The sequence below is a fragment of the Kitasatospora sp. NPDC087315 genome, from assembly GCF_044744345.1.
Classification (GTDB): domain Bacteria; phylum Actinomycetota; class Actinomycetes; order Streptomycetales; family Streptomycetaceae; genus Kitasatospora.
The window spans coordinates 197061-216697 of record NZ_JBIUYD010000011.1 but is presented as its reverse complement, the minus strand read 5'-3'; the positions used below and the strand labels follow the sequence as shown (position 1 = coordinate 216697).

The following is a 19637-nucleotide window of genomic DNA, read 5'->3' as shown; positions in this document are numbered from 1 at the left end:
CGGATGCTCTAACGTCGTGCCGGGGCTGTCGGGCGGGGGCTCGAACGGTACGGTGTCCGCGCGGCGTACGGGGCGCCCGCGGCAGCGGCAGCGGCAGCGGCACCAGACAGAGCATCGGGCAGACGGTGGGGGCTAGCGCAATGACGGATCGGCACAACACCGCGCCGGCGGTCTGGGATCCCACCGCGCGCGGCGGCGCCGGCGGCTGGGTGCGCGGCCCTCAGCAGCAGCCCGCACCCCCGGCAGCCACACCCCCGCCCGCCGCGCCGCCCGCCGCACCGCCACAGCCGGCCGGCCCGTACCCGGGCCCGGTAGGCGGCGGCTACGACGCCCCGACCGCCCCCCTCCACCTCGGGGCCACCCCGCCCGCCACGGGCTTCCCCGGCCACGCGGCCCCCCAGGCCTCCGGCGGCTACGGCTACCCGCAGCCCCCGGCCCCGCCCGCCGGCCCGCCGCAGCCCCCGTACGGCTACGGCCCGTACCCCGGGCAGCCGCAGCCGGACTACCCGGCCGGCTACGAGGACCTCGACGACGAGGACAGCGGCCGCAACAAGCGGGCGCCGCTGCTGATCGGCTTCGCGCTGCTGGTCGTCCTGGCACTCGGCGGCGGCCTCTTCTGGGCAGTGCGGGACGACGGCTCCACGAAGGACCAGGCCGCCCCGCCCGCCGCCACCGACACCACGCCCGCCGGGAACCCGCCGGCGCCCGCACCGGGCGGGGCGGCCACCACGCCGCCGGGCCCCACCGACTCCGCCTCGGCGAGCCCGGGCGCGAGCCCCACCGCCGGTGCAGCCGGCCCCGGCGCACAGGCCCAGGCCAAGGCGCTGGACGACCTGCTGGCCCAGGGCGAGAGCGCGAAGGCGCCGATCGGCAGCGCGGTCGCCAAGGTGAGCAGCTGCCCGTCCAAGGCCGACATCGAGAGCGCGGCGCAGGTCTTCGACACCGGCGCCAAGCAGCGCGACGAACTGCTCCGCAAGCTCGGCGCCCTGACCGTCACCGACCTGCCCGGCGGCGCGGACGCGACGCAGTCGCTGAAGTCCGCCTGGCAGCTCTCCGCCGACATCGACCGGGCGTACGCGAGCTGGGCGCGCACGGTCGCGGCCCAGGGCTGTTCCGGAACGGCCCCGGCCACCGCCGACAAGAAGCACGCCGACGAGCTCAACCCGCAGGCCACCCAGGCGAAGAAGGACTTCGTGACGAAGTGGAAGGCGATCGCCGACACCTTCGGTCTGACCCCGCGGACCCAGGACAGGATCTGACCCGCCAGTGACCCGCACCACCCGCACCACCCCCGATCGCACCGGCCCGAACGGGGAGCCGCCCCGCCGCTCCGCCCTGCTGCGCGCCACCACCGTGGCCGGGGCGGTGGTGCCGCTCTGTCTGGCCGGCTGGCTGGGCTGGCGGGCCGTCCACCACGACACCCCGGCGGGCGCCGCCGCACCGGCGGTCACCTCTCCGGAGGCCGCACCGCCGGACCCGTCCGCCACCGAGGCGACCCCGGTCCCCTCGGACACCCCGGCCCCGTCCGGCCCCCCGAGCCCCTCGGACACCCCGGCCGCCGCCGAGACCCCGGCGGCACCAACAGCACCGACGACACAGGCAGCGTCAACGGCCCCCACCTCGCTGACCGGCCGCACCGTCCTGCTCGACCCGGGCCACAACCCCGGCAACTTCACCCATCCCACCGAGATCAACCGCCAGGTCGACGTCGGCAACGCCCGCAAGGAGTGCGACACCACCGGCACCTCCACCGACGCCGGCTACACCGAGGCCGAGTACACCCTGGACGTGACCCGCCGGGCCCGCGCGATCCTGACCGCCCGGGGCGCCACCGTGGTCCTGGCCCACGAGGGCGACCGCCCGTGGGGGCCGTGCGTCGACGAGCGCGCCCGGGCCGGCGCCCAGGCGCACGCCGACGTGGCGGTCTCCGTGCACGGGGACGGCGGCCCGGCCGGCGGCAGCGGCTTCCACGTGATCATGCCCGCCCGGGTGGTCGCCGGTAAGGCGGACAACTCCGCGATCGTCGCCCCCTCGCACCGGCTCGGCCTGCTGCTGCGCGACTCCTTCCGCACGGCGACCGGTGAGCCGTACGCCGACTACATCGCGAGCGAGGGCCTGGACACCCGCTCCGACCTCGGCGGACTGAACCTCTCGGCCGTGCCGAAGGTGTTCATCGAGTGCGGTAACATGCGCAACCCGACGGACGCCGAACGGATGACGGACCCTCAGTGGCGCCAGCAGGCCGCCCAGGGCATCGCGGACGCGCTGACCACGTTTCTGACCGCGCGTTAGCAGGCCCGCGCGCCGGTCCGGACCGCGTGGTTTGCAACGACTTCGCCCCATTCCCGAGCCCGCTGTGCGCCCGCGGGGCGGTTGGCCCTAGGCTCTTGGTCCGTTCGGCAGTTTTCCGGCCGGTCGGACGGCCGCCCAACCGGGCCGTCCACGACAACACCACGAGGGGAACGTTAGTGAATCTGCGCGCTCTCAGCAGGGGAGACGCCGCCGTCGCAGGTGCGGCCGTCCTGCTCGCCATCTCATCCTTCCTGCCGTACTGGACCGTGGACTGCAAGGGTCGGTACTGCGGGGACACGTCCAAGAACGCGTGGGACACCATCCTGTTCCCCGTCCTGCCCTCCGTCTTCCTGCTCGGCATCCTCGCCGCGGTGCTGATCCTGGTGCAGCGTTTCCAGGGTGCCGCCGCGACCAGCCGCCAGGTGCTCGGCCTGCGGCTGGACCAGTGGGGCATCGCCTTCGCCGTCTCCGCGCTCTGGGCCGGAATCTGGGGCCTGGGCGGTGGCCCGGACGGCGTGAACCACGGCATCGGCGCCTGGCTCGCCGTCATCTCGCTGGTGGTCCTCGCCGGCGCCGCCGCGGCCGGTCCGCTGGTGCCCGCGCTGAAGGTCCCGCTGGTCACCGACCGCCCGGCCCCGGTGCAGGGCTACCCGGGCGGCTACCCGGCCCCGCAGGCCGGCCAGCCCGGCCAGCCCGGCCAGTACGGCTACCCCGCGCCCGGCCAGGACGCGCACCAGGCGCCGGCCCCGGCGTTCGGCGGCCAGCCCGCCGGCTACGGCTACCCGCAGGACGCCGCCGCGCAGCAGGCGGCCCAGCAGGCTCCGGCGCCCGCCCAGACCGCCCAGGCCCAGGCCGCCCCGGTGCCGGCCCCGGCCCCGGCGTCCGACTTCGCGCCGTTCTGGTTCGCCGTCCCGGCGCCGCGTCCGCTGGCCCCGAAGGACAACCCGGTCGGCGCCCCGGTCGGCGAGCTGGTTCCCGGCACCTGGTACCTGGCGGTCGAGCAGCGCGGCGCCGCGCTGGTCGCGCAGCTCCAGGACGGCGCCCAGGGCGTGCTGGCCGACACCTCGGGCATCCAGCGCGGCTGACCCCGCCGTACCCGCACGACGCCGAAGGGGCGGGACCGGATCACTCCGGTCCCGCCCCTTCGGCGTGTGCGCGCGGGCTCAGCAGCAGTCCTGGACCACCAGCCCGGCGGGGAGCTGCTCGCCGCCGAAGACCGCCACCGTCGCCGGGTCGCCGCCGAGCGCGGCGACCGCCAGCAGCAGCGCCCCGGCGGTCCAGGTGGTGCGCTCCTCGGGCCAGACGGCGTCGTCCTCGAAGACGTAGCCGGTCCAGTAGGAGCCGTCGCTGTGCCGCAGCCGCTGGATCCAGCGCAGGATGTCCACCGCCCGGTCGGACTCGCCGACCGCCCAGAGCGCCATGGCCAGCTCGGCGCTCTCGCCGCCGGTCACCCACGGCCGGTCGCTGACGCAGCGCACCCCGAGGCCGGGGACGACGAAGCGGTCCCAGTCCCGTTCGATCCGCGCCACTGCGGCCGGGCCGCGCAGCGCGGTGCCGAGCACCGGGTAGTACCAGTCCATCGAGTAGCGGTCCTTGTCCAGGAACCGCTCGGGGTGGTGGGCGACGGCGTGCCGCAGCCGCCCGGCCGCGAGCTCCCAGTCGGGCTGCGGCTCCTCCAGGTAGTCGGCGAGGGCGAGGCCGCAGCGGAGCGCGTGCAGGATGCTGGACGAGCCGGTGAGCAGCGCCTCGTCGGTCGCCGCGCCGTGCTCGTCGAGCCGCCAGGGGATCGGGCCGCCGGGCAGCCGCAGCGAGACGATGAAGTCCAGGGCGCGTCTGACGACCGGCCAGATCCACTCCAGGAAGGTGTCGTCGCCGGTGCTGAGGTGGTGGTGCCAGACGCCGACGGCGATGTAGGCGCAGAAGTTGGTCTCCTTGGACGGGTTGGAGACCAGCCCGTCGGTGCCGCCGGGGCCGTAGCCGTACGCGGCGTACCAGGAGCCGTCGGGGTTCTGGTTGGCGGCCAGCCAGCGGTAGGCGGCCTCGGCGGCGGCGTGCTCGCCGGCCGTGTCCAGGGCCATCGCGGCCTCGGTGTGGTCCCACGGGTCGAGGTGGTGACCGGTGAACCACGGTATGGCGCCGTCGGGGCGCTGCTCGGCGAGGATGGAGCGGACGGTCCCGGCGGCCTGCTCGGCGTCGAGCACCCCGTCGAGCAGCAGCACCTCGGGGACGGCCGCGGTCACGCGTCGGCCCGGTTCGGCTCGGCGTGATTCGGCTCGGCCCGGTTCGGCTTGGCCGCGTAGGCGACGAAGCTCTTGCCGATGACGGGGTTGAGGGCCTTCTCGGCCGCCTTGGTGAGGGCGCTGATCACCGGGGTGCCGACGATGTCCCAGACCAGCAGCTGGTGGTAGGCCTTGACCGGCAGCGCCTTGTCGTTGTCCACGCCGACGGCGCACTTGATCCACCAGTACGGCGAGTGCAGCGCGTGCGCGTGGTGGGTGCCGTACGGCTCCAGGCCGGCGTCCTTCAGCCGGTCGAGCAGTTCGTCGCCCCGGTAGATCCGGATGTGGCCGCCCTCGACCTCGTGGTACTCGTCGGAGAGCGCCCAGCAGATCTTCTCGGGCAGCCAGCGCGGCACGGTGACGGCGAGCAGGCCACCGGGCTTGAGGACCCGGAACATCTCGTTGAGCACGCCCTTGTCGTCGGGGATGTGCTCCATCACCTCGGAGATGATGATCTTGTCGAAGTACTCGTCCTCGAACGGCAGGGCCAGCGCGTTGCCCTCGACGGCGACCGCCGACGCGCCCTCGGGCGCCTCACCGGCCTGCTCCATGGCGGCGAACCACTTCCTGACCTCGGCGATCTCCTCGGCGTTCTGGTCGAGGGCGGTCACCCGGGCGCCGCGCCGGTAGCACTCGAACGCGTGCCGGCCCCCGCCGCAGCCCAGGTCGAGCACCCGGTCGCCGGGGGCGAGCGGGAAGCGCGAGAAATCGACGGTCAGCACTGCGGGCTCCCATTCCTTTGGTACCACACGTTCTTGACGCTTCGTCAGGTGAATCCGACGGGCCGCCGGCGGTGCGGCGCGGGCCGCCCGGCGGGCCGCTCAGGGGACGTACCGCCAGCCCGGTCCCGACCGGGCGCGCCGCCCGGCTCCGGTGGCGATCGCCGCCCGGTAGCCCTCGGCGGTCAGTTCGGCGGCCCGCTCCCAGGTGAACCGGGCGAGCACCCGCTCGCGTCCGGCCGCACCGAGCGCCGAGCGCAGGCCCGGGTCGTCCAGCAGCCGCCCCAGCGCCGCCGCCAGCGCGTACGCGTCGCCCGGCGGCACCGCGAGGCAGGTCTCGCCGTCCGGCCCGGCCACCTCGGGGATCGCCCCGCCGGTGGTGGCGACCAGCGGGGTGCCGGTGGCCATCGCCTCGGCGGCGGGCAGCGAGAAGCCCTCGTACAGCGACGGCACACAGGCCACCTCGGCCGAGCGGTAGAGGTCGACCAGCTCCTGGTCGGTCAGGCCGCTGCGGAACTCGATGTGCCCCTCCAGGCCGAACCGGCGCACCGTCTCGGCGACCGGCCCGTCCTCCTTCTGCGGCTTGCCGACCACCACCAGGTGCGCGTCCCGCTCGGTGCGGACCTTGGCCAGCGCCTCGACCAGGTGGACCAGGCCCTTGAGCGGGACGTCCGCACTGGAGGTGGTGACGATCCGGCCGGGCACCCGGGCGACCCGCTCGGACGGGGACCAGAGCCGGGTGTCGGCGCCGATCGGCACCACCGAGATCGCGCCCGGCGCGGCGCCGAGGTGATCGGCGATCTCGCGCCCGGAGGTCTCGGAGACGGTGATGATGTGGTCCAGCCGGGCGGCGACCCGGCGCTGCATCCGGGTGAAGGCGTACCAGCGGCGCAGCGAGAGCCGCTTGAGCCGGTCGGGGGCCGCGTCCAGCTCCAGCCGCCGGTCCACGGTGATCGGGTGGTGGACCGTGGTGACCAGCGGGAAGCCGTGCCGGGCCAGGCCCAGCAGGCCGTAGCCGAGGGTCTGGTTGTCGTGCACCACGTCGTAGCGGCCCTTGTGCAGGGCGAGGTACCGGCGGGCGCGCAGCGAGAAGGTCAGCGGCTCGGGGAAGCCGCCGGTGCGCATGGTGGCGAACTCCAGCACGTCCACCGGCCCGCGGTACTCGGCGAGCGCCGGGGTGCGGAAGGGGTCGTCGGCGCGGTACAGGTCCAGGCTGGGCAGCTCGACCAGCCGGACCGAGCCCGGCCCCTCGACCTCGTCCAGCACGGGGTACGGCTGGGCCCCGATCACGTCCACGTGGTGGCCGAGTCTGGCCAGCTCCCGGGAGAGGTGCCGTACGTACACGCCCTGACCGCCGCAGAACGGGTCGCCGCGGTAGGACAGCAGGGCAATCCGCAGCGGCTGCGCGGTCATCCTCGGCCCCCATATCTCTGCTGCTGTCTGTGCTGCCGGTCGCTAAAGTAGATCAGGTTTCAGTGTGGCGCGGAGCCTGCCGTCGACCATATGAACAATGAGAGACCTCGAAGATACCGGCCCGTAGCTTCCCGTCAGAAGCCAGGGCCGGTGATTCACGCCACGCCGGAACCCCGGCCGGCGAACGGCGCCGGGACCCGCCCGGAACCCGTCGGACCGGCTGAACCCGTTCACCCCCGCTGGACCCGTTGGACCTGCTGGATCCGTTGGAGCAGACCGCCACTACCGCGCCCCGGGAGCACCCCTTGCCCTCGCCCGTGACCCCCGCGACACCCGCGGCCGCCACCCCGTCCGCCGACCCCCCGCTGACCGCCCGCCAGACCGAACGCCGACGGCGGATCCTGCGGGCCGCGACCGCGCTGGCCGCCCGGGGCGGGTACGAGGCGGTGCAGATGCGGGAGGTGGCGGAGGGCGCCCAGGTGGCGCTCGGCACCCTGTACCGGTACTTCCCGTCCAAGGTGCACCTGCTGGTCGCGGTCATGCTGGAGCAGTTGCAGGGCCTCCAGGAGCAGGTCAGGCGGCATCCGCCGAGCGAGCGGGAGCCCGCGCCGCGGGTCGCCGAGACGCTGACCCGGGCGTTCCACGCGCTCCAGCGCGAGCCGCTGCTGGCCGAGGCGATGGTGCGGGCGCTGTCCTTCGCCGACCGGTCGGTGAGCACCGAGGTGGACCGGGTGAGCATGGCCACCGGCCAGCTGATCCTGGACGCGATCGGCCAGTCCGGGCCGCCCACCGAGAGCCAGCGCGCCGCCGTCCGGGTGATCGAGCACACCTGGCACTCGGCCCTGGTCTCCTGGCTCTCCGGCCGCTCCTCGATCGCCGAGGTCCGCGCCGATCTGCACACCGCGGCCCGGCTGCTCTCCCTGCCCTGACTGGAACGTGTTCCAGCCGCCGGCTTTCCGGCCGCCCCGGCCCGGCGGCTACAGTCGTCGGGAAGCACAACTCCATCCGCCTCTCCTCCGGGGAAAGCCGGTGCGACTCCGGCACTGACCCCGCAGCCGTGAGCCCGCGCAGGACGGCCGGGCGAGTCGGAGCGCCCGGGGAGAGGCGAGCGGCCGACCCGGGCACACCACCGCCCGGCACCGTCGAGGACTACGGAACGGCCCACCCGGGCCACCACACCGCTCACCGAAAGGCGCTCCCCCCACCATGCTCACCGCCGCCCGCCTGGGCGCCGCCGCCCTGTCCGCCGCGCTGCTGACCGGCGCCGCCGCCGCGCCGGCCCTCGCCGACAGTCCCTCGCCGACCCCCGTCGCGGCCCCCGACGGCCTGTACGGCAAGGGCGACCCGACGTACGACGGGGTGTGGCGGCAGTCGCTGGCCCTGACCGCGCTGGCGGGCGCCAGGGTGACCCCGGCCGACTCCGCCGTCTCCTGGCTGACCGGCCAGCAGTGCGCGGACGGGGGCTGGCCGTCGTTCCGCGCGGACACCGCCGCCGCCTGCGACGCCAGGACCGAGGACAGCAACGCGACCGCCGTCGCGATCCAGGCGCTGGTCGCCCTCGGCGGCCACCAGGACGCCGTCGACAAGGGCGTCCAGTGGCTCAAGGCCACCCAGAACACGGACGGCAGCTGGGCGTACAACCCCGGAAGCCCCGGTGACGCCAACTCCACCGGCCTGGCCATGAACGCGCTGTTCGCCGCCAAGGCGGACCCGGCGCAGGTCGCCAAGGACGGCCGGAGCGCCTTCGACGGGCTGGCCCTGTTCCAGCTCGGCTGCGCCGCGCCCGCCGACCAGCGCGGCGCCTTCGCCTACCAGCCCGACCCGGCCGGCGCGCTCGCCCCGAACACCCTGGCCACCGCCCAGACCGCGCCGGCGGCGGCGGGCGGGCGGCTGCCGGTCGCCAACACCAACCGGACGGATGCCGCGCCCAAGGCCCTGACCTGCGCCGACGGCTCCACCGAGAAGACCGTGCCGCGCGCCGACTCCGCCGAGGCGGCCGGCGCCTACCTCACCGCGCAGCTCATGGCGGGCGGCGGGCACCTGGCCCTGACCACCCCCGGTGCCGCCCCCACCCCCGACTACACCGCCACCGCCTGGGCCGCGCTCGGCCTGATCCAGGGCGGCCACCCGCAGCAGGCCGCCGGCGCGGTGGACTGGCTGGCCAAGGAGGGCGGCACCTGGTCCAAGGGCGGCACCGACGCCTCCGCCACCGCCACCCTGCTGCTGGTCGCCCAGGCCGCCCAGCGCGACCCGGCCGCCTTCGGCGCCGACCTGGTCGCGCAGCTGACCGCCCTCGGCCCGGCGCCCAAGGCCGCCACCGCCGCGCCCTCGGCGTCCGCCTCGGCCGCGAAGAAGGACGGGAAGAAGGACGGCGGCATGGGCCAGTACTGGCTGATCGGCGTCGGCCTGCTGATCGGCGTCGGCGGCGGTCTGATCCTCAGCCTCCAGCGCAAGCGCGGCCTGAAGCCGTGACCACCCGGCCGGACCACCCGCCCGTCATCACCACTACCGGCACCACTGACGGCACCGGCACCACCCGGCGGCCGGCCGCCCTGGTGGCCCTGGTCGCCGCGCTCACCGCCGGGCTGCTGCTCACGCTCGGCGCCGCGCCCGCCCAGGCCGCGGGGTACCGGTACTGGTCGTTCTGGAAGTGGTCCGGCACCGGCTGGGCGTACCAGCAGCAGGGCCCCGCCGTGTACGTCCCGCCGGACGGGAGCGTGGACGGCTGGCGGTTCGCCGTCAGCCCCGACGGCGGACAGGACGCCGCCCGGCCCGGCACCCCCGGGGACTTCGCCACCGCCTGCGCCGGGACACCCGGGCAGGCGGGGCGCAAGCGGGTCGCCGTGGTGCTGGACTTCGGCACCGCCGCCGACGCCGCCTCCGGCGAGACCCCGCCGGAGCCCCGCACCGCCTGCGCCGCCGTCCCGACGAGCGCGAGCTCGGCCGAGGTGCTGGCCGCCGTCGTGCCACCGCTGCGCTACGACACCAACGGCATGCTCTGCGCCATCGCCGGCTACCCGAAGGCCGGCTGCGGCGAGCAGCTCGGCGCGGCGCACCAGCCGTCCGGGGGCGGCGGCTCCGGGGGCGGCTCCGGAGGCGGCGGCACCGGCGGCAGCGGCCCCGAGCTCGGCCTGATCGCGGGCGGCGCGCTCGTCGCCGCACTGGCCGCCGGCGCCGTCCGGCAGGCGCGCCGGCGCCGCTGAACCGCCCGAGCCCACACGGCGCCCCTCCGCAGCCCCCTCCGCACCGCCGCCTCCCCCTGGACCTCCCGTGACCACAGCCCGCGCCACCCGACCGCCCACCGGCCCCCGCCAACTGCACCCCGGGGCCTGGTGGTTGTGGGCGCTCGGGCTGGGCGCGGCGGCCACCCGCACCACCAACCCGGTACTGCTGCTCCTGCTCGCCGCCGTCGCCGGCTACGTGGTGGCCGCCCGGCGCGGTGACGCGCCCTGGTCCCGCTCCTACGGCGCCTTCCTGCGGCTCGGGTTGATCGTGCTCGGCATCCGCCTGGTCTTCGCCGTGCTGCTCGGCTCACCCGTCCCCGGGACGCACGTCCTGTTCACCCTCCCCGAAGTCCCGCTGCCCGCCTGGGCCCAGGGCGTGCGGATCGGCGGCCGGGTCACCGTCGAGGGGCTGCTCGCCGCGGTCTACGACGGCCTGCGGCTGGCCACCCTGCTGGTCTGCGTCGGCGCCGCCAACGCCCTGGCCAGCCCGGCCCGTCTGCTGCGCGCCCTGCCCGGCGCGCTCTACGAGGCGGGCGTGGCGGTCGTGGTGGCGATGACCTTCGCGCCCAACCTGGTCGCCGACGTCCAGCGGCTGCGCGCCGCCCGCCGGCTGCGCGGGCGCACCGACCGGGGCATCGCCGCCGTGCTGAGCGTCGGACTGCCCGTCCTGGAGGGCGCGCTGGAGCGCTCGGTGGCGCTGGCCGCCGCGATGGACACCCGGGGCTTCGGCCGCAGCGCCGACGTCCCGCCGCGCCTCGCCCGGGCCACCGCCGCCCTCACCCTGGCCGGACTGCTCGGCATCTGCCTCGCCGCGTACGGGCTGCTGACCGCCGACGGCACCGGCTGGGCGCTGCCCGTCCTGCTGCTGGGCCTGGCCGCCGCCTTCGCCGGACTGCTGCTCGGCAGCCGACGCTCCGTCAGGACCCGCTACCGACCGGACCCGTGGTCACTGCCCGAGTGGCTGACGGCCGGCTCGGGAGCCGCCGTGGCCGGCTCGCTGATCTGGCTGTCCACCCGCGACCCGGCCGCGTTCGCCCCCACCGTCGTCCCGCCGACCGCCCCCGCGCTGCCGCTGGCCGCCGTGCTCGCCGTCCTCGTCGGCCTGATACCGGCGTTCGCCACCCCGACCCCGCCCCGGAGGGCCTCGTGATCACCTTCGAGCAGGTCTCCGTCCAGTACGCCGACACCGCCGCCCCCGCGCTCGACGGCGTCGACCTGACCGTCCCCGAGGGCGAACTCTGCCTGCTGGTGGGCCCGTCCGGCTCCGGCAAGTCCACCCTGCTGGGCACCGTCAGCGGGCTGGTGCCGCACTTCACCGGCGGCGTGCTGCACGGCCGGGTCACCGTCGGCGGGCGCGACACCCGCACCCACCGCCCGCGCGAACTCGCCGACCTGGTCGGCACGGTGGGCCAGGACCCGCAGGCGCACTTCGTCACCGACACGGTCGAGGACGAACTCGCCTACGGCATGGAGTCCCTGGGCCTGCCGACGGACGTGATGCGGCGCCGCGTCGAGGAGACCCTCGACCTGCTCGGCCTGGCCGAACTCCGCGACCGGGCGCTCACCTCGCTCTCCGGCGGCCAGCAGCAGCGTGTCGCCATCGGCTCGGTGCTCACCGTCCACCCGCGCGTACTCGTCCTGGACGAACCCACCTCCGCCCTCGACCCCGGCGCCGCCGAGGAGGTGCTGGCCGTCCTGCAGCGGCTCGTCCACGACCTCGGCACCACCGTGCTGATGGCCGAGCACCGGCTGGAGCGGGTGGTCCAGTACGCCGACCAGGTGCTGCTGCTCACCCCCGGCTCGGCGCCCGTCCTGGGCGAGCCGGCCGAGGTGATGGCGCACTCGCCCGTCCACCCGCCGGTCGTCGGCCTCGGCCGGCTGGCGGGCTGGCACCCGCTGCCGCTCTCCGTCCGCGACGCCCGCCGCAGGGCCGCTCCGCTGCGCACCCGGCTGGACGGCCGGCGGCCCGCCGCCGCGCCCTCCCCCGCCGGGCCCCCCGCCGCCGTGGCCGAGCGCCTCGCGGTGAAGCGCGGGCCCGTCCCGGCCCTGCGCGGGGTCGACCTCGCCCTGCACCCCGGCGAGATCACGGCGCTGATGGGCCGCAACGGCGCCGGCAAGTCCACCCTGCTCGGCACACTGGTCGGCCTGCACCCACCCGCCTCCGGCACCGTCCGGGTCGGCGGCCGCACCCCTCACCGCACCCGGCCCGCCGAGCTGATCCGGCAGGTCGGCCTCGTCCCGCAGGACCCGCGCGACCTGCTGTACGGGGAGAGCGTCGCCGCCGAGTGCGCCGCCGCCGACACCGACGCGGGCGCCGACCCCGGCACCTGCCGGGCGCTGGTCGAACGGCTGCTGCCCGGGATCGCCGACACCGCCCACCCGCGCGACCTCTCCGAGGGCCAGCGGCTCACCCTCGCCCTCGCCGTCGTCCTCACCGCGCGGCCCCCGCTGCTGCTGCTCGACGAGCCGACCCGCGGCCTGGACTACGCCGCCAAGACCCGTCTGGTGGAGATCCTGCGCGCCCTCGCCGCCGAGGGGCACGCCGTCCTGCTGGCCACCCACGACGTCGAGCTGGCCGCCGAACTCGCCCACCGCACGGCCGTCCTGGCCGACGGCGAGATCGTCGCGGACGGCCCGACGCCCGATGTGGTGGTCTCCTCCCCCGCCTTCGCCCCGCAGGTCGCCAAGATCCTCGCGTCCTCTCCCTGGCTCACCGTCCACCAGGTCGAGCGGGCCCTCGCCGGGGGCGCACCGGCATGAACCGCCCCGTCCCGCTCGGCCGCCGCTCCGTCGCCGTCCTGCTGCTCACCTCCGCCGTCGGCGTGGTCGCCTTCGGCTGGCCGCTGCTCGCCTCGGCCCGGTCCGCCCTGGTCGGCCACGCCACCGACGCCCCCTGGCTGTTCGCCCTGCTCCTCCCGCTGCTGCTCGCCGTGGTGATCGCCCAGATCTCCGAGGGCCGTACGGCGGGCGGCGGCGCACCCGGCCTGGACGCCAAGTCCGTCGCCCTGCTCGGTGTGCTCGCCGCGGCCGGCGCGGCGCTGCGGCCGCTCGGCGCGGGCACCGCCGGGCTGGAGCCGATGTTCTTCCTGATGGTCCTCTCCGGACGGGTGCTCGGCCCGGGCTTCGGCTTCGTCCTCGGCTCCCTGTCGATGTTCGCCTCGGCGCTGCTGACCGGCGGGGTCGGCCCCTGGCTGCCGTTCCAGATGCTCGCCATGGGCTGGGTCTGCCTCGGCGCGGGCCTGCTGCCCGGCGCGGCCACCCTGCGCGGCCGCCGCGAACTCGCCCTGCTCGCCGGCTACGGGGCGGTCGCCTCCCTGCTCTACGGCACGGTCATGAACCTCCAGGGCTGGCCCTACATCGCCGGCCTCTCCGGCTCCATCTCCTTCGTCCCCGGCGACCCGCTCTCCGCCAACCTGGTCCGCTTCGCCGCCTACTGCCTCACCACCTCGCTCGGCTGGGACCTCCCCCGCGCCGCCCTCACCGTCGTCCTCTGCCTCTCCCTGGGCACCCCCCTGCTGCGCGCCCTCCGCCGGGCCACCCGCCGCGCCGCCTTCGCCGCCCCGGCGGCCTTCCGCCCGCCGGAGGAGCCGGCGGACCGGGTTCCGCCGCCGTCCGGGAGCGGCGGACCGGCCTGAACCCGGCGCCACCGGCCGGGCGGGGCCGGTGGGCCGGTGGCGCCGGATCGGTGTCAGGGCCGGGACTGGCGTCGGAGTCGGGGCCGGGGCGTGGGCCGGGGCGGGGCTGGTGTCAGGGCCGCTGGAAGACGACCTCCGGGTACGCCGCCGAGGGGCCGTCGAGCAGGCGCTGCGGAATGCCCTTCAGCTGAAGGTCGAAGAAGGCGGCGACAAGGTCACGGGTGACCTTCTCGGCCCGCAGCGGGGCGATCGTCGTCCCTTCGGGGTCGGGAAAGCCCGCCCGCGCCGCGATGACGGGCGAGTCGGTGAAGCTGCTGTGGTCGGAACCGGTGACGGTCAGCCAGCGCTTCCAGCCGTCCAGGCGCGTCCAGGCCTCGGGCCAGCTGGTGTCCCAGCCCGTCGTGCTGTGGACGGCCTGGGTGCCGAGCATCAGGAAGGGGCGGCCACCGAGCCCGGCCGACGGCACCGGGTCGAAGAACTTGCCGTCCATGTTCACGCCCGCGCGGATCCGGCGGTCGGCGGTCATCGCGGAGGCGGCGGCGTTGCCGCCGATGGAGTGCCCGGCCATACCGATCCGGTCCCGGTCGATCATGCGGGCGTACGGCCAGGCCGGCCGGCGGCCGGTCAGCTGGTCGAGCACGAAGGAGACGTCCTTGGCCCGGCTCGGGGGCACCAGCGCGGTCCGGTCCGTCTCCGGGTAGTCGCAGATGGCGCAGGCGAGGGTCCGGCCGTCGGGGAACGTCGTCCCGGAGGTCTCGTAGGTGTGGTCGACCGCGGCGACGACGTACCCGCGGCTGGCCAGGTCCTCGGCGAGGCCGGTGAGCGTGGCGCGCGGCAGCGTGAACCCGGGCGAGAGGACCACCAGCGGGAACCTGCCCGACGCCGGACGCGCGTCCGTGCGCGCCCACGGGTGCAGGCCGGTGACCACCTCGGGCGGAATGCCCTCGCCCGGCACCTGGTCGCCGAGCAGCAGCCGGGCCTCCTCCGCGGTCAGGTAGGGCGTGGCGGGCCCACCCGTCCCCGGCCTGGCCGGGTAGTACATCGACACCATCAGCTGCCGCGGGCCCGCGGACGGCACCCACGGGTCCTGGCGGTTCCGGTCGACGAGGTGCAGCGTGCTGCGGCCGACCGCGTGCCGGCCGGTCGGGCGGGGCAGATCGAGCCGCCCGGCGGACGGGCCCGCGGCAGCGGTGTCGGCAACGGGCGCGGCGGACGCGGGCGCGGGCGCGGGCGCGGCGAAGGCCGAACCCGCCCCGGCGATCGGCAACGGCAGAGCGAGCGCGAGCAGGACGGCAACGGCGGTACGTCGGAGTCTGGTCATGCCGAGCACGGTAGATCCGCGGGAGCACGTCTGACGTCGCCTCAGAGTGTGAACTTGTGTCGTCCCCCCGCCGTATCCGGGCCTCCCACCCGAGGAGGAGGGAGAAGCACGCGCGTACTGCGGCCGGCCGAGGCCGGGGCCGGCCCGCCATCGCGCGATGAGGGCCGACACCCCTGCCAGTAGCGTCAGTTGTCGTTGTTGACGTTGGTGAGGGCCGCGCTGTAACCGTTCGGACAGTAGAGCTTGTCGCTCCCGTCCCCGGTGTGCCAGAGGCCCGTGACCGTCTGCCGGATCCCCTTGACGGTGTTGCTCTCGCAGACCAGCACCAGCTGCCAGTGGTTCTTCGGGGCCGTGGTCTGGCAGCTCACCGAGCCCCAGTTGGTGCCCTGGTCCGTGAAGCAGTACGAGGTCGCCGACGCCTGCGGCGCCGCCACCACTCCCGCCGCCACGAGCAGCGCCGCTCCGGTGCCCAGGGCTGCTATTCGACGCATGACCTTCTCCTTGTCCCAGTACCGACAACTTGTGCGGACAGCATGCCGCAGCCGGGGACGAATGCATCCGCGCGTGACACAACTGGCCGAAACCGATCCTTCCGCTTCCGGTTCCCGGCCGCCCGAACGCCACCGAGGGCCACCCGCGTTCGGCATGCACGACGGCGCCGAAGGGGACCAGAGGACGGAACCGGCGGCAGCCTGTCGCTTCGGCGCCTCGCTCTCGGTGGCTCTCTCCGGATCGCTCATCAGCCGGACTGCTCCGTCACCACGAACTGGCACCGTTGATGGTCCGGCCGTCCTCCGTGGGGTTACGGACGGCCGGACCGGCCCAGGGGTTGGCGGCAGTTCGGGGCCGCCGTTCTCACGCCCCGCTCATCGCCGGGGCGTAGCGTTCCAGCCAGGTGGTGGGGTTGGTGATCTCGCCGAGGGTGGGCAGGAGGTCTTCGTTCCTGAGCAGGCGTTCGATCAGGGGGTGTCCGCCGGTGTCGTGGAGGGCGCTGATGAAGGCGTCGCCCTGGTCGTAGATGCTGATCAGGGGTGATTGCGTTTTGAGGCGGCGGAATCGTTTGGTGGGTTTCGGTTCGCCGTCCAGCCGGAGCTGTGCGGTGGCTACGCCGCACAGTTCCTGGACCGTTTGGCGCTGGACCCATTGGGCGTGGCCTTCGATGACGTGGTGGGTGGTGCGGCGCTGCTCGGGTGGGAGGCCGTCGGCGTCGGCTTGGAGGGCGATTCGTATGTGGGCGTAGGGCATGGCGGGCCAGACCTTGTTCTGGGCGAGGTGGGTCCACTCGTGTGCGAACGCGCCGGTGAGGTAGCGGTCTGTGGCGCGGCTTTCGGCGTGCCCTTCGGGCATGGTGATCATTTCCGGGTCTCCGGCGGTGGACCGGCAGACAACGGCGGCCGTGACCATCGGCCAGCTCTGGGCGGCCGCCCGCTCGAAGCCGTCCCGGCACGCCTGGACCTCGGCGAGCGCCCGGTCACGCGATCCGGAGCCGGCGGGGAACGCGTCGGCGGCCTGTCGCATGGTGTACTCACCGTGGTCGGCCGTCAAGGAGACGAACTGCTCCGTGGAGACGATGCGGACGCTCGCCCGGTCGGGCAGGCTCAGCCGGGAGTGCCGCTCGGCCAGCGGCGCGGACCTGGCCAGGAGTCGGCTGATGCGGTCGTAGGTGCCGCTGTCGACCCCGGCGTCGTTGTGGAGCGTGAAGGCGGTCATGAACTCTGTTCTCTTGTAGGTACGTCAGGTGGTCAGGGGGCTGTGCGCGGCATGAGCAGCACTGCGATGAACGCGGCGATGCCGGCCACCGACACCGCGTAGGCGGCGGTGAGCCGGCGGGGGTCACGCAGTCCCCGCCGGGCCTGTTCCGCGGCGGAGCGGTAGTCCTCCAGGCCGTCGTCCGTCACCGGTGTGTTTCGTCTCGGTGACGGCGCATCCGTACCCGGGCGTCGGTGCCCGCGGAGTAGTCGTATACGTCGCTGGCGTCCCGCTCCTGTTGTGCGAGACGTGCGCACTCGGCGCACCCGGCGCCCGCGTTCGACACGCGTTTGGCGACGGCCTTGTTCGCAGTACTCATCAGCTGGGTTCCTCCGCCGGCACCATCAACCACGGTGTCACGGCCACGTGTTCGTAGCTCCGGTGATCCTGGTGAACCTTGAGGTGCCGGTACGCCCAGCGCTGCGCTTCCGCGAAGTCGTCGCAGACCGATCCCTCCTCCTCGCACGGCTGACCGTCCTCGTACTCCCCCCGCGCACCGGAACCGGTGGCGGACAGGAGGCCGGTCCGGCGCGACATCGGCCTGAAGCGTCCACTCCAGGAACCGCCACAGCCTGCGGCCCCCGCGACGCTCGGCGGGCGGAACCGGCAGGAAGGCACTCACGCCGACCTTCCCACAGTGCAGTTGACGCACTCGCAGTGCGCGAGGACAGCAGCCTTGCTCAGCGCCTCGGCAGTGCTGTCGAAGGCGCTGGGACGCCGGGCGTTCAGGTAGTCGTCCAACGGCACCCAGGACTTCGGCGCTATACCGCTCTGCCGCTTGGGAATTGGCCTGACCGGGTTGCCGCGCCGCCGCGTCTCCGATGCCATCAGTACTCCCTCATGCCAAGAGCCCGTAACGTCAGTCGACGCTACGGGCTCTTCCGGGGGAGGCGAGGCAGAGTTTCTACCCCCTGTTTTCAGGCAGCGACTCCGATGGCGTCGGCCAGGCGTCGACCGGCTGCCTGCGCCTGGCCGACTGGTGGGCCGTTGACGAGCCCGCGCACCATGGAACGGGCCTCTTCATTCCACCGGGCCGTCTCAGGTGCCACCTCGACGGCACTCGTCAACAGGGTCACTACCTGATCCGCATCCCCGCGAAGTGCGTGTGCCCGCGCTACCTCAATCAAATGCCGTCCCCGCCGGGGGACTGCCTTGATCTCTTCATCAGGCAGCTGACGCGCCCAGCGCAGTGCTGTGCCGGCCTGGCGCAGCTCCACTGCGACCGTGACCGAGTGGAACGCAACAGCCTGAACAGAGCATGACGTCGGAGCGCTCCAGAAGTCGGCCGGGAGTCTCTGCGCCACGGCGGACGCCCTGTCGATCCACCCCCACGCTTCGCCGCCCTCTCCCGCGACGGCGTGGGTGATGGCGGCGTGGAAGGCCATGTCAGCCCAGGCTGCCGCCAGGTGTGGGGATTCGGCTCGTACCGGGTCCAGCAGACGGAGGGCATCCTCCGTCATCGCCTGCGCGCTGTCCCACTGCCCCGACTTCCGGAACGCCTCCACCAGGAACCAGCAGGCCTGGCCGATGGCGCCCGGGTCGCCCGACGCCCGCGCTGTGGCGAGCGCAGTGGACGCCACTCTCCAGACGAGGTTGCCGTCCCCCTGGAACGCGGCGTACATCTGCGTCAGATTAAGCGCACTGGCATACATCACCTCAGCGCGCCGACGGTCAGAACACCCCGGGTGTGACGCCGCGATCGATGCTGCCGAGACGAGCGGCGGAAGCAGCGCGGCCAGCGCGGAACGGTGATCCCCCCGCGTCATCCTCGTCCGCCACGCGGCAGACAGTTGCGCGGCAATGTGATCCAGGTTCGGCGCAGGCCCGCTGGCCAGACCGAGCGGTGCACCATCGACAGCCCGACGAACGGAGGCCAATGCCTCGTGCTCTATGCCGGAGTAAAGCGTACGAGGAATCGACACGTCGCCGGTCAGATCCGACAGATCGGTGATCCCCAGGTGCTGGGCGACCTTCATCAGCATCGGAAGACGCGGCGGCAGTAAGACTCCGGTCTCAATCTGCTTCAGCCATGCCGGTGATCGCCCCAGCAGGGCAGCCAACACAGGGCGCGACTTCCCCGCCCGCTCACGGTAGTACTGAATGCGCCGTCCCACCGGGAGCGCAGGGTCAAGTGCCATGCTGCCAGCCTAGAGTGGAAAACACTCTTCAGTCTCGGCACGCCGAGCACAACTTCCCGACCGCCGAGACGTATCGACCGCACATTCCGTCCCGACCGGCGCACTCCGGCTTCGATGGGCGAGGCACCGGAGCGGGGGCAGTTGCTTCGGCCGGCCGGTGGGCGGGCGGGAACGGGGGCACCTTCGTCAGCCGGGCTGCCAGGACGGCGCCGACACTTCGGGTGATCTTCTCCGGGAGCGGGGCGGACAGGATGCCCGTCAACGCGTCCCGGCTCCAGCCGCCCGCGAGCAGCCCCTCCACCCGGGCGGCCTGATCCGCCAGCGGCTTGCCCGCGAGCGCCATGCGCGGTTCACAACGGCCCAGTTCGAGCAGCAGCTCCATGCCCTCCGTCGAACGCGACAGAATCGGCACCCGCGGGCTCCCGACGGACAGCTCCGCGTCCGGGCCGACCGGCCGGGACGGAAAGACGGAAGGGAATTCAACTTCCCTCCGAACCAAAGTCCTTACCCTCAGGGGTTGGCGGAAGCTCGGGGCCGCCGTTCTCACACCCCGTTCATCGCCGGGGCGTAGCGCTTCAGCCAGGAGGTGGGGTTGGTGATCTCACTGAGGGTGGGCAGGAAGTCTTCGTTCTTGAGCAGGCGTTCGATCAAGGGGTGTCCGCCGGCTTCCAGGAGGGTGCTGATGAAGGTGTCGCCCTGGCTGTAGGTGTTGAGCCGGGCCTGTTCCGCGGCGGAGCGGTAGTCCTCCAGGCCGTCGTCCGTCACCGGTGTGTTTCGTCTCGGTGACGGCGCATCCGTACCCGGGCGTCGGTGCCCGCGGAGTAGTCGTATACGTCGCTGGCGTCCCGCTCCTGTTGTGCGAGACGT

Annotated in this window: 22 protein-coding genes and 1 riboswitch; of the genes, 9 read left to right on the top strand and 13 right to left on the bottom strand. The window is 74.3% G+C overall.

Annotation, left to right across the window (positions count from 1 at the left end; all coding sequences use genetic code 11):
- The first annotated feature begins 140 nt into the window (after positions 1 to 140).
- The 3 genes from ACIO5D_RS18280 (at position 141) to ACIO5D_RS18270 (ending at position 3377) form a co-directional block, all read left to right on the top strand.
- Positions 141 to 1259, top strand: a complete 1119-nt coding sequence (locus ACIO5D_RS18280) for a hypothetical protein (RefSeq protein ID WP_400796294.1) — start codon at positions 141 to 143, stop codon at positions 1257 to 1259.
- 7 nt (positions 1260 to 1266) lie between these two features.
- The gene (locus ACIO5D_RS18275) at positions 1267 to 2292 is read left to right on the top strand and encodes an N-acetylmuramoyl-L-alanine amidase (protein ID WP_400796292.1); all 1026 of its coding nucleotides are present in this window, start codon (positions 1267 to 1269) and stop codon (positions 2290 to 2292) included.
- A 176-nt stretch (positions 2293 to 2468) separates the two neighbouring features.
- Positions 2469 to 3377, top strand: coding sequence for a hypothetical protein (locus tag ACIO5D_RS18270; protein ID WP_400796289.1), 909 nt, complete (start codon positions 2469 to 2471; stop codon positions 3375 to 3377).
- Between the two features lie 78 nt (positions 3378 to 3455).
- Here ACIO5D_RS18270 and ACIO5D_RS18265 read toward each other — a convergent pair whose 3' ends face one another.
- From ACIO5D_RS18265 to ACIO5D_RS18255, 3 genes are all read right to left on the bottom strand, one after another.
- Entirely contained in the window at positions 3456 to 4532 is a 1077-nt protein-coding gene (locus tag ACIO5D_RS18265) for a prenyltransferase (protein WP_363610075.1), read from the bottom strand.
- Complete coding sequence (locus tag ACIO5D_RS18260; protein WP_400796286.1) at positions 4529 to 5293, bottom strand: class I SAM-dependent methyltransferase; 765 nt, start codon at positions 5291 to 5293, stop codon at positions 4529 to 4531. Before ACIO5D_RS18260 ends, ACIO5D_RS18265 begins: the two co-directional genes overlap by 4 nt.
- A gap of 99 nt (positions 5294 to 5392) precedes the next feature.
- Positions 5393 to 6703: a glycosyltransferase family 4 protein gene (locus tag ACIO5D_RS18255; RefSeq protein ID WP_400796283.1), complete on the bottom strand. Its 1311-nt coding sequence runs from the start codon at positions 6701 to 6703 to the stop codon at positions 5393 to 5395.
- Positions 6704 to 7008: 305 nt separating this feature from the next.
- On the opposite strand from ACIO5D_RS18255, the gene ACIO5D_RS18250 reads away from it, so the two are divergent.
- The 6 genes from ACIO5D_RS18250 to ACIO5D_RS18225 all read left to right on the top strand — a co-directional run bounded on the left by ACIO5D_RS18250 (position 7009) and on the right by ACIO5D_RS18225 (position 13562).
- Positions 7009 to 7632 (top strand): TetR family transcriptional regulator, encoded by a 624-nt coding sequence (locus ACIO5D_RS18250; RefSeq protein WP_363610081.1) that lies wholly within the window; start codon positions 7009 to 7011, stop codon positions 7630 to 7632.
- A 96-nt stretch (positions 7633 to 7728) separates the two neighbouring features.
- Positions 7729 to 7793: riboswitch (cobalamin riboswitch) on the top strand.
- Positions 7794 to 7909: 116 nt separating this feature from the next.
- Positions 7910 to 9175 carry a prenyltransferase/squalene oxidase repeat-containing protein gene (locus ACIO5D_RS18245; protein WP_400796280.1) on the top strand — a complete coding sequence of 422 codons (1266 nt, stop codon included), beginning with the start codon at positions 7910 to 7912 and terminating at the stop codon, positions 9173 to 9175.
- The gene (locus tag ACIO5D_RS18240) at positions 9172 to 9906 is read left to right on the top strand and encodes an SCO2322 family protein (RefSeq protein WP_400796277.1); all 735 of its coding nucleotides are present in this window, start codon (positions 9172 to 9174) and stop codon (positions 9904 to 9906) included. The genes ACIO5D_RS18245 and ACIO5D_RS18240 overlap by 4 nt, the downstream gene beginning before the upstream one ends.
- A gap of 67 nt (positions 9907 to 9973) precedes the next feature.
- Entirely contained in the window at positions 9974 to 11077 is a 1104-nt protein-coding gene (locus tag ACIO5D_RS18235; protein WP_363610085.1) for a CbiQ family ECF transporter T component, read from the top strand.
- Positions 11074 to 12687 (top strand): ABC transporter ATP-binding protein, encoded by a 1614-nt coding sequence (locus ACIO5D_RS18230; RefSeq protein WP_400796274.1) that lies wholly within the window; start codon positions 11074 to 11076, stop codon positions 12685 to 12687. The genes ACIO5D_RS18235 and ACIO5D_RS18230 overlap by 4 nt, the downstream gene beginning before the upstream one ends.
- Positions 12684 to 13562, top strand: a complete 879-nt coding sequence (locus tag ACIO5D_RS18225; RefSeq protein WP_363610089.1) for an ECF transporter S component — start codon at positions 12684 to 12686, stop codon at positions 13560 to 13562. Before ACIO5D_RS18230 ends, ACIO5D_RS18225 begins: the two co-directional genes overlap by 4 nt.
- Before the next feature lie 112 nt (positions 13563 to 13674).
- On the opposite strand, the gene ACIO5D_RS18220 is transcribed toward ACIO5D_RS18225, so the two are convergent.
- The 10 genes from ACIO5D_RS18220 to ACIO5D_RS18175 all read right to left on the bottom strand — a co-directional run bounded on the left by ACIO5D_RS18220 (position 13675) and on the right by ACIO5D_RS18175 (position 19535).
- Complete coding sequence (locus ACIO5D_RS18220) at positions 13675 to 14883, bottom strand: alpha/beta hydrolase family protein (RefSeq protein WP_400796271.1); 1209 nt, start codon at positions 14881 to 14883, stop codon at positions 13675 to 13677.
- 185 nt (positions 14884 to 15068) lie between these two features.
- Positions 15069 to 15374, bottom strand: coding sequence for a hypothetical protein (locus tag ACIO5D_RS18215; protein WP_400652263.1), 306 nt, complete (start codon positions 15372 to 15374; stop codon positions 15069 to 15071).
- Between the two features lie 364 nt (positions 15375 to 15738).
- Positions 15739 to 16593 carry a hypothetical protein gene (locus tag ACIO5D_RS18210; RefSeq protein ID WP_400796268.1) on the bottom strand — a complete coding sequence of 285 codons (855 nt, stop codon included), beginning with the start codon at positions 16591 to 16593 and terminating at the stop codon, positions 15739 to 15741.
- A 32-nt stretch (positions 16594 to 16625) separates the two neighbouring features.
- Positions 16626 to 16781 (bottom strand): hypothetical protein, encoded by a 156-nt coding sequence (locus ACIO5D_RS18205; RefSeq protein ID WP_363610097.1) that lies wholly within the window; start codon positions 16779 to 16781, stop codon positions 16626 to 16628.
- The gene (locus tag ACIO5D_RS18200; protein ID WP_400652259.1) at positions 16778 to 16951 is read right to left on the bottom strand and encodes a hypothetical protein; all 174 of its coding nucleotides are present in this window, start codon (positions 16949 to 16951) and stop codon (positions 16778 to 16780) included. Before ACIO5D_RS18200 ends, ACIO5D_RS18205 begins: the two co-directional genes overlap by 4 nt.
- Positions 16951 to 17169, bottom strand: coding sequence for a hypothetical protein (locus ACIO5D_RS18195; protein WP_400796265.1), 219 nt, complete (start codon positions 17167 to 17169; stop codon positions 16951 to 16953). The genes ACIO5D_RS18200 and ACIO5D_RS18195 overlap by 1 nt, the downstream gene beginning before the upstream one ends.
- An 81-nt stretch (positions 17170 to 17250) precedes the next feature.
- Positions 17251 to 17460, bottom strand: coding sequence for a hypothetical protein (locus tag ACIO5D_RS18190; RefSeq protein WP_400796262.1), 210 nt, complete (start codon positions 17458 to 17460; stop codon positions 17251 to 17253).
- Between the two features lie 89 nt (positions 17461 to 17549).
- On the bottom strand, positions 17550 to 18770 hold the full coding sequence (locus tag ACIO5D_RS18185) for a helix-turn-helix domain-containing protein (RefSeq protein WP_363610103.1): 1221 nt from the start codon (positions 18768 to 18770) through the stop codon (positions 17550 to 17552).
- Positions 18771 to 18798: 28 nt separating this feature from the next.
- The gene (locus tag ACIO5D_RS18180) at positions 18799 to 19182 is read right to left on the bottom strand and encodes a hypothetical protein (RefSeq protein ID WP_400796259.1); all 384 of its coding nucleotides are present in this window, start codon (positions 19180 to 19182) and stop codon (positions 18799 to 18801) included.
- Between the two features lie 131 nt (positions 19183 to 19313).
- Complete coding sequence (locus tag ACIO5D_RS18175) at positions 19314 to 19535, bottom strand: hypothetical protein (protein WP_400796256.1); 222 nt, start codon at positions 19533 to 19535, stop codon at positions 19314 to 19316.
- Positions 19536 to 19637 lie beyond the last annotated feature (102 nt).

Bases quoted from the DNA above. Each gene is read 5' to 3' on its own strand.
- ACIO5D_RS18245 (WP_400796280.1), top strand. From the start codon at position 7,910: ATGCTCACCGCCGCCCGCCTGGGCGCCGCCGCCCTGTCCGCCGCGCTG.
- ACIO5D_RS18200 (WP_400652259.1), bottom strand. From the start codon at position 16,951: ATGAGTACTGCGAACAAGGCCGTCGCCAAACGCGTGTCGAACGCGGGC.
- ACIO5D_RS18220 (WP_400796271.1), bottom strand. From the start codon at position 14,883: ATGACCAGACTCCGACGTACCGCCGTTGCCGTCCTGCTCGCGCTCGCT.
- ACIO5D_RS18215 (WP_400652263.1), bottom strand. From the start codon at position 15,374: ATGCGTCGAATAGCAGCCCTGGGCACCGGAGCGGCGCTGCTCGTGGCG.
- ACIO5D_RS18280 (WP_400796294.1), top strand. From the start codon at position 141: ATGACGGATCGGCACAACACCGCGCCGGCGGTCTGGGATCCCACCGCG.
- ACIO5D_RS18195 (WP_400796265.1), bottom strand. From the start codon at position 17,169: ATGTCGCGCCGGACCGGCCTCCTGTCCGCCACCGGTTCCGGTGCGCGG.
- ACIO5D_RS18225 (WP_363610089.1), top strand. From the start codon at position 12,684: ATGAACCGCCCCGTCCCGCTCGGCCGCCGCTCCGTCGCCGTCCTGCTG.
- ACIO5D_RS18190 (WP_400796262.1), bottom strand. From the start codon at position 17,460: ATGGCATCGGAGACGCGGCGGCGCGGCAACCCGGTCAGGCCAATTCCC.
- ACIO5D_RS18210 (WP_400796268.1), bottom strand. From the start codon at position 16,593: ATGACCGCCTTCACGCTCCACAACGACGCCGGGGTCGACAGCGGCACC.
- ACIO5D_RS18185 (WP_363610103.1), bottom strand. From the start codon at position 18,770: ATGGCACTTGACCCTGCGCTCCCGGTGGGACGGCGCATTCAGTACTAC.
- ACIO5D_RS18255 (WP_400796283.1), bottom strand. From the start codon at position 6,703: ATGACCGCGCAGCCGCTGCGGATTGCCCTGCTGTCCTACCGCGGCGAC.